This is a genomic window from Rhodococcoides navarretei (assembly GCF_038069675.1).
Lineage (GTDB): Bacteria > Actinomycetota > Actinomycetes > Mycobacteriales > Mycobacteriaceae > Rhodococcoides > Rhodococcoides navarretei.
Genome location: NZ_JBBPCN010000001.1, coordinates 4,071,651 through 4,085,329, shown reverse-complemented (window position 1 = coordinate 4,085,329; position 13,679 = coordinate 4,071,651). Strand labels below are relative to the sequence as shown.

General features: G+C 66.0%; 12 protein-coding genes. 7 read left to right on the top strand and 5 right to left on the bottom strand.

Annotated elements, in window-relative coordinates; genetic code table 11:
• Positions 1 to 76: 76 nt before the first annotated feature.
• On the top strand, positions 77 to 1,741 hold the full coding sequence (locus AABD04_RS19170; RefSeq protein ID WP_341442133.1) for a sensor histidine kinase: 1,665 nt from the start codon (positions 77 to 79) through the stop codon (positions 1,739 to 1,741).
• Entirely contained in the window at positions 1,738 to 2,394 is a 657-nt protein-coding gene (locus AABD04_RS19165; protein WP_341442132.1) for a response regulator, read from the top strand. The genes AABD04_RS19170 and AABD04_RS19165 overlap by 4 nt, the downstream gene beginning before the upstream one ends.
• On the opposite strand, the gene AABD04_RS19160 is transcribed toward AABD04_RS19165, so the two are convergent.
• Complete coding sequence (locus tag AABD04_RS19160; protein ID WP_341442131.1) at positions 2,377 to 3,759, bottom strand: MFS transporter; 1,383 nt, start codon at positions 3,757 to 3,759, stop codon at positions 2,377 to 2,379. The genes AABD04_RS19165 and AABD04_RS19160 overlap by 18 nt on opposite strands.
• 108 nt (positions 3,760 to 3,867) lie before the next feature.
• Entirely contained in the window at positions 3,868 to 4,293 is a 426-nt protein-coding gene (locus tag AABD04_RS19155; protein WP_341442130.1) for an HIT family protein, read from the bottom strand.
• Between the two features lie 88 nt (positions 4,294 to 4,381).
• On the opposite strand from AABD04_RS19155, the gene AABD04_RS19150 reads away from it, so the two are divergent.
• The 3 genes from AABD04_RS19150 (at position 4,382) to purD (ending at position 8,920) form a co-directional block, all read left to right on the top strand.
• Positions 4,382 to 5,608, top strand: a complete 1,227-nt coding sequence (locus tag AABD04_RS19150) for a bifunctional glycosyltransferase family 2/GtrA family protein (RefSeq protein ID WP_341442129.1) — start codon at positions 4,382 to 4,384, stop codon at positions 5,606 to 5,608.
• Positions 5,605 to 7,590 carry a glycosyltransferase family 39 protein gene (locus AABD04_RS19145; RefSeq protein ID WP_341442128.1) on the top strand — a complete coding sequence of 662 codons (1,986 nt, stop codon included), beginning with the start codon at positions 5,605 to 5,607 and terminating at the stop codon, positions 7,588 to 7,590. The genes AABD04_RS19150 and AABD04_RS19145 overlap by 4 nt, the downstream gene beginning before the upstream one ends.
• 79 nt (positions 7,591 to 7,669) lie before the next feature.
• The gene (gene purD, locus AABD04_RS19140; protein WP_341442127.1) at positions 7,670 to 8,920 is read left to right on the top strand and encodes a phosphoribosylamine--glycine ligase; all 1,251 of its coding nucleotides are present in this window, start codon (positions 7,670 to 7,672) and stop codon (positions 8,918 to 8,920) included.
• A 67-nt stretch (positions 8,921 to 8,987) separates the two neighbouring features.
• Here purD and AABD04_RS19135 read toward each other — a convergent pair whose 3' ends face one another.
• Positions 8,988 to 9,824, bottom strand: a complete 837-nt coding sequence (locus AABD04_RS19135; RefSeq protein ID WP_335741903.1) for a DUF559 domain-containing protein — start codon at positions 9,822 to 9,824, stop codon at positions 8,988 to 8,990.
• Positions 9,825 to 9,991: 167 nt separating this feature from the next.
• Between AABD04_RS19135 and AABD04_RS19130 the strand changes: the two genes are divergently transcribed.
• Positions 9,992 to 11,140, top strand: a complete 1,149-nt coding sequence (locus AABD04_RS19130; RefSeq protein ID WP_341442126.1) for a pyridoxal phosphate-dependent aminotransferase — start codon at positions 9,992 to 9,994, stop codon at positions 11,138 to 11,140.
• Positions 11,141 to 11,172: 32 nt separating this feature from the next.
• Here AABD04_RS19130 and AABD04_RS19125 read toward each other — a convergent pair whose 3' ends face one another.
• Positions 11,173 to 12,186 (bottom strand): threonine aldolase family protein, encoded by a 1,014-nt coding sequence (locus tag AABD04_RS19125; protein WP_243593882.1) that lies wholly within the window; start codon positions 12,184 to 12,186, stop codon positions 11,173 to 11,175.
• A gap of 67 nt (positions 12,187 to 12,253) precedes the next feature.
• On the opposite strand from AABD04_RS19125, the gene AABD04_RS19120 reads away from it, so the two are divergent.
• Positions 12,254 to 12,892, top strand: a complete 639-nt coding sequence (locus AABD04_RS19120) for a TetR/AcrR family transcriptional regulator (protein ID WP_341442124.1) — start codon at positions 12,254 to 12,256, stop codon at positions 12,890 to 12,892.
• Between the two features lie 99 nt (positions 12,893 to 12,991).
• Here the strand turns inward: AABD04_RS19120 and AABD04_RS19115 are convergent, their stop codons facing one another.
• Positions 12,992 to 13,642 (bottom strand): DsbA family oxidoreductase, encoded by a 651-nt coding sequence (locus tag AABD04_RS19115; protein ID WP_341442123.1) that lies wholly within the window; start codon positions 13,640 to 13,642, stop codon positions 12,992 to 12,994.
• Positions 13,643 to 13,679: the final 37 nt, after the last annotated feature.

Sequence of the window (13,679 nt, the reverse complement as noted above, 5' to 3'; positions counted from 1 at the left end):
CGCACTACCCGCGCAAGCAACGTAAAGAGCCTTTTGCGCATTGTGCTCGAGCCCGCCCGGCGCATAGCCTGAGTCTGTGCGATTGAGGACCCAGGTGCTGTTGTTGCAGGCAGCGCTGGTGGCGGTGGCCCTGGCAGTGGCGTTCGGGGTGTTCGCGATCAGCAGTGGCAGGCAGGCGAGCGAGGAATACGGTGAACGTGCGCTCGCGGTCGCCCGGACGGTGGCGTCGGACCCGGAGGTGCGCTCGCTCGTCGAGCAGTTCTCGGCTGTCGACACCGCAGGCACCGATGCCGCGCCCGCGGGAGTGTTGGCGGGCGGGGCACTGCAGCGCGCTGCCGAGGGTGCGCGCAATCGCACCGACGCCCTGTTCGTCGTCATCACCGATGATCGGGGTCTGCGCTTGGCGCACCCCGATCCGACGGTACTGGGCCAGCGGGTGAGTACCGATCCGTCGGGTGCGTTGGCGGGCAACGAGGTGGTCGAGCAGGAGCGCGGCACGCTCGGCGACTCCGTCCGCGCGAAAGTGCCTGTGCTGGCACTCGGTTCGACCGACCTGGTGGTCGGCGAAGTGAGCGTCGGCATCTCCACGACGGCCGTGCGCACCGAGCTGGTGAAAGATCTGATCAACGGCGGCTTGGTGACCGGTGCTGTGCTGTTGCTCGGTCTGGCCGGCTCGACCCTGTTGGCGCGCAGATGGAAACGACTGACGCTGGGGCTGGAGCCGGAGGAGCTCGCCGAATTGGTTCGTGAACAGGAGGCGGTGCTGCACGGGATCGGTGAGGGTGTCGTCGCCGTCGACCCCGACGGAGTCGTCACGGTCGTCAACGACGAGGCGCGTACGTTGCTCTCGATCGACGGCAAACCGGGAATGCGCATCGAGAACATCGGCCTGACCCCCAGATTGCTCGAGGTCATCCGAACCCCGACGGCAGAGCCGGTGCTCGCGGCCGTGGACGAGGTGGTCGTCATCGCCTCCGCCCGAAAGGTGCTGCGTGACAATCGCGATCTGGGTACGGTGCTGACCGTGCGCGACCGGACCGACGTGGAGACGCTGACACGTCAGCTCGACGCGGTGCAGTCGATGTCGGCGGTGCTGCGCGCCCAACGTCACGAGTTCGCGAACCGGATGCATCTGGTCAGCGGACTGCTGCACGAGGGCCATCCGGATCGTGCGTCGCAGTACATCGACGAGATCCTCGGTGTGGGGCCGAGATCGGAAACCGTCGAGGGCATCGATGCCGTGTCCGACGCCTATCTGCGGTCGTTCCTGACGGCGAAGGCCGCGCACGCCCGCGAGAGCGGGGTCCGAATGGTGTTGGGCGAGAACACCTGGGTCGGGGGAGCGGTCGCCGTTCCCGTCGACGTGACGACGGTGCTGGGCAATTTGGTGGACAACGCGATCGATGCGGCCAGGCTGGGAGTCAGGCGGCCGGCCGAGGTGGAAGTGGAGCTGGTGCAGGACGGTTCGACGCTGCACATCGTGGTCGTCGATTCCGGCGACGGTGTGGATCTGGAACTCGATCAGGTGTTCGTGGAGGGAGTCTCGACCAAGTCGACGGCGGAATCCCCGGGCGGTCGAGGCGTGGGGTTGGCGCTGAGCCGGCAGATCGCGCGTACCCGCGGCGGTGACGTGACGTTGGCCGATGTCGGTGGGCAGATCACCGACGAGAACGAACGAGGCGGCGCAGTGTTCATTGCGTCGATACCGGATGCACTACTGACCGACGAGGTGTCGCAATGAGAGTACTGGTGGTGGACGACGATTTCCGGGTCGCGGATCTGCATGCGGCATTGGTGAATTCGCTCGACAACTTCGAGGTGGCCGCGGTGGCGACGAGCATCGCCCAGGCGCGGGACTTGGCGTCGACGCACTCGTTCGATCTGGCGCTGGTCGACGTCTATCTGCCCGACGGGTCCGGAATCGACCTGGTACGCGAACTCGAGTGCGACGCGGTGGTGCTCTCCGCTGCAGCGGATCAGCAGACGGTGCGCTCGGCGATGACCGCCGGTGCCTGGACGTACCTGATCAAACCGTTTCCGCGCTCGGCGCTGGTCGATCGCCTCACCGGATACCTGACGTACCGCAGCGCACTCGACCGTGCGGACGAGCTGAGCCAGGCCGACATCGACAGCGGACTCGATGCGCTCCGTCCGCGGGCTGCGGCACCGCTGCCGTCCTCGCAGTCCGTCACCCGTGATCTCGTGCTCGACGCGGTGCGCACGACGGCCGAGCCGATGTCCGCGGGTGAAGTTGCTGCAGCGATCGGCATTTCACGTGCGACGGCGCAGCGCTATCTGGCAACCCTGGTGTCCAAGGGGCGATTGCGCATGCAGCTGCGCTACGGGTCGACCGGGAGGCCGGAGCAGGAGTACTCGCTACCGCCGGGTGCGTGAGGCCGCCACGACCACGGCTCCGACCACAGAAATTGCCGCGGTGACCAGAGCCGCGGTGTTCCATCCGTGCACCAGCGCCGCTGCGCTGTGGTCGCCGGCCGGAACGGCGACCACCGCAACGACGGTGACACCGATGGCGGATCCGACGTAGCGCGCGGTGTTGTTCGCCCCGCTGCCCATGCCGCCGCGTCCGGCGGGCACGCTGGCCACGGCCTCGCGTCCGAGAGCGGCGTTGAGCACTCCGCTGGCGACGCCCGCCACGAGTAGTCCTGGCAGCAATCGCGGCCAGGATGCGTTCTCGGACAACCCCGTGAGCATCAGCATGCCGAGTGCAACGCCCACCAGACCGACGGCAAGTTGCGTTCGGCCACTGAGCGACGCGGGCAACCTGCGGGCGAGCAAGGCGGTGACCACGGAGGTGGCCGACCAGCCGAAGAGCAGCAGGGCGGCACCGAGCGCATCGATTCCCAATACGGTTCCGAGAAATCCGGGCATGTACGACAACAGCGCGATGATGCCGCCGCCGGTGGCCAGCGCGGCGATCGTGGCGGCCAGAAACGGTGGGTGTCGGAAGAGATTCAGGTCGAGCATCGCTGTGGCGCTGCGTAATTCGAGGACCGTGAAGGCGGCCAGTAACAGGGCTGCGAGGACGAAGAGAACGATCGGGGTCACGGCCGTCCAACCCTGTCTGCCCTCGACCAGCGCGGCCAGCAACGCGGTGATGCCCGACGCCAACAGCAGCGCGCCGATCGGATCGAGGCCTCGCGGGGCGTCGGAGATGGATTCTTCGACGAGCAGGTGCGCGGCGACGGCGAGCGCGAGCGTGGCGATCGCAAGCACCACGTAGGCCTCACGCCAACTTGCCCAGCGATCCAATACCGCGGCGAGCAGTGGACCGAGGGCAATGCCGGCACCCACGCTCGCACCCCAGACTCCGCTGGCTTTCGCGCGCACCGGACCGGCCGGGTGGGTGTGCGCGATGATGCCCAGGCTCGATGCGACGACGGCCGCGCCGCCCAGGCCCTGCAGGATCCGCGCCACGACGAAGATCAGCGTGTTGGGCGAGACGGCGCAGGCAACAGCTCCGACGGCCAGAACGGCGGCACCGAGTGCGAACGTGCGACGACGTCCGAAGTCGTCGGCGACGGTACCGGTGGTCAGTAGGGCCGCGGCGAGGCCGATGCTCATCGAGCTGAGAATCCAGGTGCGTCCTGCTGCGTCGGACATCAGGTCTGCCGCGGTGCTGTTGATGGTCGCGAGCGGTGCGGTGAATGCCATCAGGGTCAGCAGGGTGCCGAGCGCTGCGACGGTGAGCGCGCGAGTGCTGTTCGCAGTGCCGGCGGGCGAGGGTGCAGCGTCGGTCATCGTTGTCCTTGTGGTCGGGTGATCGAACACCCGACCAGGTGCCGATGCAGCTGCGGACGCGTCGACGACTGTCGGCGCCTCTGCGTCGAGGCTTGCGCTACCGGGGTGTCAGTTCGGGACGTGAGCCTCGTGCCCGAGGTCACGCAACGCTGCCCGGAGCTTGGTCGCCGCCTCGTCCTGTGACTCCGCCGACGGATTCGGATCGGCACCCGAGATGTCGAAGTTCCCCATGTCGTACGCCGGAAACACATGCAGGTGGAGGTGCGGAACCTCTAGCCCGGCGATCAGCAGTCCGGCGCGGGGAGCGTCGAATGCAGTTCGGACGGCCTGGCCGATGATCTGCGCAACGGTAGTGATCTTGGCGAACACGGCCCCGTCGACGTCCTGCCACTGGTCGATCTCCTCGCGCGGAACCACCAACGTGTGGCCCTGCGTGACCGGCGCGATCGTCAGAAACGCAACCACGTCGTCGTCCTGCCACACGAAACGTCCCGGGATGTCACCGGCGATGATCTTGCTGAAAATGGAAGCCATGGGAACAGGATGCCTTACTACTGTTCCTCCCAGGTGATTGCCAGGTCTGTCGCAGGATCGGTCCAGCTGCGCACACGAGGGTTGCCTCATGACAACAAAATCCCTCGTACGAGCAGCAGGCCAGCGGCCCGGCTCGAATGCCACGGCCACTCTCGAGGTGGTCATTCCGGTATACGACGAAGAGGCGGATCTCGAACAGTGCATTCGTCGTCTGCACGAGCATCTGGAGGACCGGATTCCGTTCCGGTCGCGAATCACCATCGCCGACAACGCCAGTACCGACGGCACCCTCGCCGTGGCACAGCGGCTCGCCGACGAGATCGAGGCAGTTCAGGTTCACCACCTGGACGAGAAGGGCCGCGGCCGCGCACTCAAAGCCGTGTGGCTCGCATCGGACGCCGAAGTCGTGGCCTACATGGACGTCGATCTGTCCACCGACCTCAACGCTCTGATGCCGCTGATCGCGCCGCTGATGTCCGGTCACTCGGACGTCGCCATCGGATCGCGACTCGATCGATCATCCCGGGTGGTCCGCGGCGCGAAGCGTGAATTCATCTCGCGCAGTTACAATCTCATTCTGCGTGCGTCTCTGCGCGCACGTTTCTCGGATGCGCAGTGTGGCTTCAAGGCCATGCGAACCGATGTCGCTCGGCAACTGCTGCCGCTGGTCGAAGACAACGGATGGTTCTTCGACACCGAATTGCTCGTCATCGCAGAGAGAGTCGGGCTGCGAATCCACGAGGTACCCGTCGACTGGGTCGACGATCCGAACAGCAGCGTCCATCTCGTCGACACCGCCGTCAAGGACCTGCAGGGATGCTGGCGCGTCGGCCGCGCCCTGGCCACCGGAGTGCTTCCGGTCGCCGAACTGCGTCGAAGCCTGGGACGGGAGCCGCTCGTGCCCGGAGTACCGCACGGAATGATCAGCCAGATGGTGCGATTCGGCACCATCGGCATCGCCAGCACCGTCGCGTATGCGTTGCTGTACCTCGTACTGCATTCCTTGATCGGCGCGCAGGCCGCGAATTTCTTCGGACTGTTGATCACCGCGGTGCTCAACACGGCGGCCAACCGCGCCTTCACCTTCGGCGTCCGTGGATCGGACGGCGTAGGGAAGCATCAACTGCAGGGGTTGGCGATCTTCGGATTCGCCCTGCTCGTCACCAGCGGGTCGCTCGCTGTGCTGCACGCGTGGGCACCCGAGGTGTCCCGGCACGTGGAACTCGCGGTCCTCATCGTCGCCAATCTCGTTGCCACCGTGTGCCGATTCGTCGCACTGCGGTGGGTCTTCCGTGACTCGAAGAAGGCACTGTGACCACCGTGATCGAGCGTCCCGCCGAGGCCGCACCGACCGAGCCGGCGACCTCCCCACGGTGGGAATGGATCGGGCTGATCGCGCTGTTGGTCGGCACCGGTGTCGCCTACATCTGGGGCCTCGGTGCCTCGGGGTGGGCGAACTCCTTCTATTCCGCTGCGATACAGGCGGGTTCGGTGTCGTGGAAAGCCTTCTTCTTCGGATCCTCCGACGCCGCCAACTCGATCACCGTCGACAAGCCCCCGATGTCCCTGTGGTTGATGTCGTTGTCGGTGCGCATCTTCGGACTGAACACCTGGGCGATGCTCGTGCCTCAGGCTCTCCTCGGAGTCGCCTCCGTGGCACTGCTGCGGACCACCGTCAAGCGTCGCTTCGGTGGCGCGGCCGGTCTGCTCGCAGGCCTGGTACTGGCCGTGACTCCGGTTGCCGCATTGATGTTCCGGTTCAACAATCCCGATGCGTTGCTGGTGCTGCTGATGATCGCCTCGGTGTGGGCGCTGCTGCGAGGCGTCGAGACCGGAAAGACCAAGTGGCTGTTGATCACCGGCATGTTCGTCGGATTCGGCTTCCTCACCAAGCAACTTCAGGTGATGCTCGTCGTACCGCCACTGGCGCTGACCTATCTGATCGCCGGTCCGCCGAAGTTCCTCACCCGACTGTGGCAGCTCTTCGGCGCGCTGGGCGCGATGATCGTCGCGGCGGGATGGTGGATTCTGATCGTCGAATTCTGGCCGGCGTCCTCCCGCCCGTGGGTCGGTGGCTCGCAGAACAATTCGATTCTGGAACTGACACTCGGTTACAACGGATTCGGCCGCCTCAGCGGTGACGAGACCGGAAGTGTCACCCCCGGCCGCGGCGGTACGGGAGCAGGTATGGGCGGTTCGATGTGGGGAGAGACCGGCATCCTCCGCATGTTCGACGCCTCCCAGGGCGGCCAGATCGCGTGGCTGATCCCGGCCGCGTCGATCCTGCTCGTGGTCGGACTCGTGCTGCGCGGCAGAGCCCCTCGGACAGATGTGCAACGAGCCTCGATGATCGTCTGGGGATCGTGGTTGCTCGTCACCGGTCTGACGTTCAGCTTCATGGCTGGAATCTTTCACTCGTACTACACCGTTGCGCTCTCGCCCGCCGTCGCTGCGCTGATCGGCATCGGCAGTGTCGTGCTGTGGCAGCGACGCGAGAGGTACTGGGTGCGCATCGCGATGGTCGTCGCGTTGGCGTCGACCGTCGTGATGGCGTGGGTGCTGCTCGGTCGTAGCGCGAGCTTTGTACCGTGGCTGAAGTGGGCGATTTTCGTCGTCGGAGTTCTGGCGGCCGTCGCGTTGCTGATCCCGGCGCTGACCCGCGGCAGGCTGGCCGCGGCGTCGATCCTGGCGGTGTTGTTCGCCGGGCTCGCCGGCCCGACGGCCTATGCCGTCGACACGATCGACACTCCGCACAACGGATCCATCGTCTCGGCCGGACCCGACACCGGTATGCGCGGATTCGGCGGCATGGGCGAGGGTCGACGTGGTCAGGGCGGGATGCCGGGTGGAATGCAGTTGCCGGCCGGGATGCAGCTACCGGCGGGCGCTCCCGGCCGGATGCCGGGTGGTGACGGTGCGGCCGGTGCCGAGCTGGGTGGCATGGGAGGTCTTCTCGAAGGTAGTGCGCCGACCGCCGCGATCACCGAGATGCTCGCGCAGGACGCAGACTCCTACACCTGGGTGGCAGCGGCCATCGGGGCCAACACGGCGGCCGGTTATCAATTGGCCACCGAGGAGCCCGTGATGCCCGTCGGCGGGTTCAACGGCACCGACCCGTCGCCGACACTCGCCGAATTCCAGCAGTACGTCGCTGTCGGAAAGATCCACTACTTCATCGGAGGCGGCGGCATGCCGGGCATGGAGTCGGGAACCTCGGCCGCGATCTCGGCGTGGGTCGCCGAGAATTTCACCGCGACCACCGTCGACAACGTGACGTTCTACGACCTCACGCGGTAGCACCGATACCACCACGAGAGAGCCCCGCACCGTGACAGGTGCGGGGCGCTGTCGCGTCGAGCAGATAGTCTGATGCACTGTGCGCGTACTTGTCATAGGTTCCGGTGCTCGTGAGCACGCCCTTCTACTTGCGTTGAAGGCCGATCCGTCGGTCGAGAAGCTCTTCGTGTCTCCCGGCAACGCAGGCACCGCGAAGCTTGCCGAGCAGCACGCGGTCGACGTGGCCTCCGGCGAGGCGGTGACCGAGCTGGCGAAGAAGCTCGAAGCCGATCTTGTGGTCATCGGACCCGAGGTGCCCCTCGTTCTCGGTGTGGCCGACGCCCTCCGGGAAGCCGGCATCGCCGCGTTCGGCCCGTCCGCCGACGCCGCCCGCATCGAAGGGTCCAAGGCATTCGCCAAGGACGTGATGGCAGCGGCCGGAGTGCGAACCGCGCACAGTGAAATCGTCGACTCGCCCGCCCTGCTCGATGCAGCACTGGACCGTTTCGGTCCCCACTGGGTGGTCAAGGACGACGGATTGGCGGCGGGCAAAGGCGTCGTCGTCACCACCGATCGTCTCGTCGCCCGTGATCACGCTGCCGAACTCCTGGAGAACGGCCACCCGGTTCTGCTCGAATCGTTCCTCGACGGCCCCGAGGTGTCCCTGTTCTGCCTCGTCGACGGCGAGACCGTGGTGCCGCTGCTGCCCGCGCAGGACCACAAACGCGTCGGCGATGGAGATACCGGACCCAACACCGGCGGCATGGGTGCGTACACCCCGCTGCCGTGGTTGCCCGAGAGTGCAGTCGAGGAGATCGTCCGCGACGTGGTGAAGCCTGTTGCCGCCGAGATGGTGCAGCGCGGTGTGCCGTTCTCCGGTCTGCTGTATGCCGGTCTGGCGATGGGTGCCGACGGCCCGGCTGTGGTCGAATTCAACTGCCGCTTCGGCGATCCCGAGACCCAGGCGGTGCTGGCCCTGCTCGACTCGCCTCTGGGTGAGGTGCTGAACGCGACTGCAACCGGCACACTTGCATCGCTTGCGCCGTTGCGCTGGAAGGACGGCGCGGCCGTCACCGTCGTCATCGCCGCCGAGAACTACCCCGGTCGACCGCGTACCGGTGACGAGATTCTCGGCTCGGACGGCGCGGGCGTCCTGCATGCAGGCACCGCGGTGAAGGACGGTGTGGTCGTCTCCGCGGGTGGACGTGTGCTGAGCGTGGTCGGCACGGGATTCGACCTCACCGCCGCCCGAGACGACGCCTACTCGCGTATCGCGGGAATCCGCTTGCCGGGCAGTCACTTCCGCACCGACATCGGCCTGGCTGCGGTGGAGGGTCGTATCTCGCTGTAGGTGACCTCAGCGCCCACTATTCGTGCTGAAACACCTTTTCCCGATTGTGGGAGCGAATTGTGGGCGCTCAGGTCAGTGCCTTCCGGCGTCGACGCACCGTATCGATGATCTGGTCCACCACGTACGCGAGGTTGCTCATCACCATTGCTGCTGAATAACGCAGAACCAACCAACCGTCGAGTTGTAGAGAGTTCTGCCGAACTCGATCGTTGGTGAACACGGTGGACTCTATGTGGAACTCACGGCCGTCTATCTCCACGATCACCCGTGACCTCCGGTCCATCAGGTCCGCAAAGTACCGGCCCACCTCGGCGTTGATTTCCAAGTGGTAGCCCCGCGCCGTGAGTGCGCGCGCCACTATTCGCTCCGGCTCGGACAAGGTGCGTGGACAACACACGCGTAGTTGTTTTCTCACCGCTGCAATCCCGGCCATACCTGCAGACTTCTCACACTGCAGCGCAACCGCCCGCCAGCTGACCTTGTGCGTGAGAGCGGCGTCGAAGAATCGCTCCAGTGCAGTATTGGGCAACATGGCTGCAGCGTCGATGATGCACTGTTCGATCGTGACAACGGGAAGCAGATCGACGTAGCTGGACTCGATCAGGGTTCGGCGGTATTGGCGAACCCACGGCGGGCCTGCCCGTTTCGTCGAGCGAGCGATCGTGAGGTGAACCTGCTCCGGTTCGTGGTCGAGCAGGGTCCACCACCACGCAGCCGTCAGGTGACTGAGCACGGCTTTCGGTTGCCACAACGTGACCGCGGCGCACCGGTCGCGGAAATCGGGCTCGCCGGTGCAGTAGATGGCAGGCAGTATCCGCGTCAACTTTCCGGTCTTGGTGCGGTAGGTGATAGCTCCTCTGGTCAGTCCCGAATCGAGTAGTTGTTGTTGCGTGTATACCGTCATTCGCACAGCCTTGCGTCGAAATAGTCCTCGCGGGAAAGAGATTCGCGAATTGTGGATAGCCTTGATTCCTGTGGATAACTGACCTCAGGTCACACTGTGCGAGGGCTCCGACGGTATTCCGTGTGGTAGTGCGAATTGTGGGCGGTGAGGTCAGTAGGGTCGATCCAATGCACAGTGAATCGCAGCGGTCGAAGGTCGAGCCGTTCCACGTGATGGATGTGTTCGCCGCGGCAGCCGAGCGGGTGCGCACTCACGGCGACGTGCTCTCTCTTGCTGCAGGTCAGCCCTCCACCCGAGCGCCCGAGCCGGTGTTGCGCGCCACTCGTGAGGCCCTGGATGCGCATCTGCTCGGGTACACCGAGACGCTCGGGATTCTGCCGCTGCGTCGCGCGATCGCCGATTACCACAGCGCGCGGTACGGCATCACCGTCGGCGCTGACGACGTGGTGATCACCACCGGCTCGTCGGGCGCGTTCACGCTGCTGTTCCTCGCTGCGTTCGACGCGGGGGACACCGTCGTGATGGCCAGGCCGGGCTATCCGGCGTATCGAAACACGTTGGCGGCGTTGGGCTGCCGCGTCGTCGAACTCGACTGCCTGGAGAGTACGCGGTTCCAGCCGACCGTCGCCATGCTCGAGGAACTGCCCGAGCCGCCCGCGGGGCTGATAATCGCGAGCCCGGCCAACCCCACTGGCACGATCATCGACCCCGACGAGTTGGCCGCCATCGCGCGGTGGTGCGACGAGCACGGAACTCTGCTGATCTCGGACGAGATCTACCACGGTATCGCGTACGGGGACGCGCGCACGTCGAGCGCCTGGGAGACGTCGAAGGAATCCGTCGCCATCGGATCGGTGTCGAAGTACTTCTCGATGACCGGCTGGCGTTTGGGTTGGATGCTGCTGCCGGCCCGATTGCGCAGAGCCGTCGAACGATTGGCGTCGAACATGACGGTCTGCCCGCCGGCGATCTCTCAGGTTGCCGCCATCGCCGCGTTCACCGAGGAGTCCCGCATCGAGTTGGATTCGCACGTCGAGCGGTACGCCGTCAACCGCAGGATCCTGCTCGACGGTCTGCCGGCCATGGGCATCACCGACCTCGCTCCGGCCGACGGTGCCTTCTACGTGTACGCCGACATTGCGCACCTGACGGACGATTCGCGAAGTTGGTGTGCCCGAGTGCTGTCCGAAACCGGTGTCGCACTGGCACCGGGCGTCGATTTCGACACCGTCCGCGGAAATCACACGGTGCGATTCTCGTTCGCAGGCACGACCGCCGATGTCGAGGAAGCGTTGGAGCGACTACGTCGCATGTGAGCGTTTCCTCGTAGCAGGCTACGAAGTTTCGTTCACATGCGGCGCAGCCGCTCCAGCACCTCGGAAATATCTGCGGCATCGACGTCGCGGTGGGTCACGAAGCGCACCTTGCCCGCAACGGTCACCGCGGCGATGCCCAGCTCGGCCAGTTCGCTCACCGTCTGCGCTGGGTCTTCGACAGTGGCCAGCACGATGTTGGTTTCGGGGGTCGGCACGTCCCAGCCCCGCTCGCGCAGCCCGGAAGCAAGGGTGGACGCGTTGGCATGATCCTCGGCCAGATCACCGATTCGGTCCAATGCGACGAGCCCTGCGGCAGCCAGAACGCCACCCTGACGAACGCCGCCGCCCAACATCTTTCGCACGCGGCGAGCCTCGTGGATACGCGCGGAATCCGAGACCAGCATCGAGCCGACGGGTGCGCCGAGACCCTTGCTCAGGCACACCTGCACGGTGTCGGCGCCTGCAGTGAGCGACGCGATCGGAACATCGAGGGCGACAGCGGCATTCCACAGTCGCGCGCCGTCCAGGTGGACTTTCAACCCGCAATCACGTCCGGCCGCAACGAGTCCCGCCCACTCGTCCGGCCCGAACACAGCACCGCCGGCGAAGTTGTGCGTGTTCTCGAGCGAGAGCAGCGTCGTCCGCAACGCGAAGTACGGCCCGGCACCACCGGCTTTCGCGCGGACCGTCGACGCGAGGGGACGGCCGGGCCCGGCGTCGTGGGGGAGGGCGTCGGGCATACCGCCTGCGAGCCATGCTGCGGTACCGAGCTCGGACCCCAGCACGTGCGCGTGCTCGGGTGCCAGGAAGCGATCGCCGCGCTGCAGATGCAGCATCAGCGCGATGATGTTGCCCATCGACCCCGACGGCACCCACAGGGCCGACTCGAATCCGAGCAGACCTGCCACGGCTTCTTCCAGCGCCGCCATCGTCGGATCGTGATCGAGGACGTCGTCGCCCACTTCGGCGTCGGCCATGGCTTTTCGCATGACCGAATCGGGTCGGGTGATGGTGTCGGAGCGAAGGTCGATCGTTCGATGTGCCACGACCACTGACAATTCCATAGCGCGAAAGCAGTCCGACGAACGGCCTCGAGCTGGCACGATGACTTGAATGTCCGCAGGTCCGACCGAGTCGCAACACAAGGTGTCGGGTGCGACTCCGAAGGGGGTGCGCCGCCGCCAGGCATTGGCGTCGGCCGCTGCGGACCTGCTCGTCGAGGGCGGATTCGACGCGGTGCGGCACCGATCGGTGGCCGCACGAGCCGGGTTGCCGCTGGCATCGACCACCTACTATTTCGAGTCCCTCGGAGACCTGGTAGCCGCGGCGGTCGAGGTCGTCGGGACGCGCGAGATCGACGTCATGCGCGGTCGCATCGACGACGAGGGCAAGTGCTCGAACGAAATGGAGTCGACGGTCGATCTCATCGTCGACCTTCTCATCGGGCCACTGGACGGCCACGAGCAGCTGATCGCGCGATACGAACGCTTCATCGCCTCGGCGCGGCATCCCGAACTGCGAGAGGTGCAGCTGCGGCTGCGCGCCCAGATCGACGACCTGCTCACCGACGTGCTGCGCAGATCGGGCCGAACCGTGCAGGAAGAGCAGCTACGACGACTCGTGGCAGTGGTCGACGGAGCCGTCGTCGGAGCGCTCAGCGAAGTGGACCCCGACCCGCGTCACATGGCCCGGAGCATGCTGCTCGCGGTCATCGACGTCGTGGCTCCGGCGGAACAGGTGCCGGCCGATTGACTGCTTTCGAGCCGGAGTCTGCGTCGTGGATCGGTGGCACCTCGCACACGCCGTCCTCGCAGACGGGGCCGTCGTCGCCGACGATCTCCAAAGGACCGCTCATGAGTCGGAAGCGGCTTTGTGCAGGACGTCGGCGAACACCGACGGGTTCTGCGCGCCCGACACACCGAACCGTCCGTCGATCACGAAGAACGGCACACCACTGATCCCGTAGGCGATGGCCTGCTCCTTGTCCGCGCGCACTGCCGGCAGGAACTCCTCGGACTTCAGCGCCTCGACCACCTCGTCACGGTCGAGGCCGATCTCCGCGGCCAGGTCGGCGAGGTCATCGGTGCGGCCGACGTGGCGGCCCTCCTCGAAGTAAGCCGCCAGGAGCCGTTCCTTCATCTCGACCTGCTTGCCCTTCGACTTGGCGAAGTGCAGGAGCTCGTGCGCCTTGACGGTGTTGGTGTGCTGCAGGGCGTCGAAGTCGTACGCGAGCCCCTCGGCTGCGGCCAGCTCGGTCATCTGCGCCAACATCTGCGTGACCTGGGCGGCCGGCATGCCTTTGTGAGAGACGAGAAAGTCGACCTCGCTGCCGTCGAAGTCGACCGGTGTGTCGGGCGCGAGCTCGAACGAGTGGAACTCCACCTTGAGCGTTCCGCCCCCGGCGGTGAACTCCGCAGCGCCTGCCTCGAAACGGCGCTTGCCGACGAAGCACCACGGGCACGCGATGTCGGACCAGATGTCGACCTTCACTGTTGGGCTCACGACGGCTCCAACATCGGAGCGCGCTGCGGATATTCCA

Bases quoted from the DNA above. Each gene is read 5' to 3' on its own strand.
- AABD04_RS19165 (WP_341442132.1), top strand. From the start codon at position 1,738: ATGAGAGTACTGGTGGTGGACGACGATTTCCGGGTCGCGGATCTGCAT.
- AABD04_RS19160 (WP_341442131.1), bottom strand. From the start codon at position 3,759: ATGACCGACGCTGCACCCTCGCCCGCCGGCACTGCGAACAGCACTCGC.
- AABD04_RS19155 (WP_341442130.1), bottom strand. From the start codon at position 4,293: ATGGCTTCCATTTTCAGCAAGATCATCGCCGGTGACATCCCGGGACGT.
- AABD04_RS19150 (WP_341442129.1), top strand. From the start codon at position 4,382: ATGACAACAAAATCCCTCGTACGAGCAGCAGGCCAGCGGCCCGGCTCG.
- AABD04_RS19135 (WP_335741903.1), bottom strand. From the start codon at position 9,824: ATGACGGTATACACGCAACAACAACTACTCGATTCGGGACTGACCAGA.
- AABD04_RS19130 (WP_341442126.1), top strand. From the start codon at position 9,992: ATGCACAGTGAATCGCAGCGGTCGAAGGTCGAGCCGTTCCACGTGATG.
- AABD04_RS19120 (WP_341442124.1), top strand. From the start codon at position 12,254: ATGTCCGCAGGTCCGACCGAGTCGCAACACAAGGTGTCGGGTGCGACT.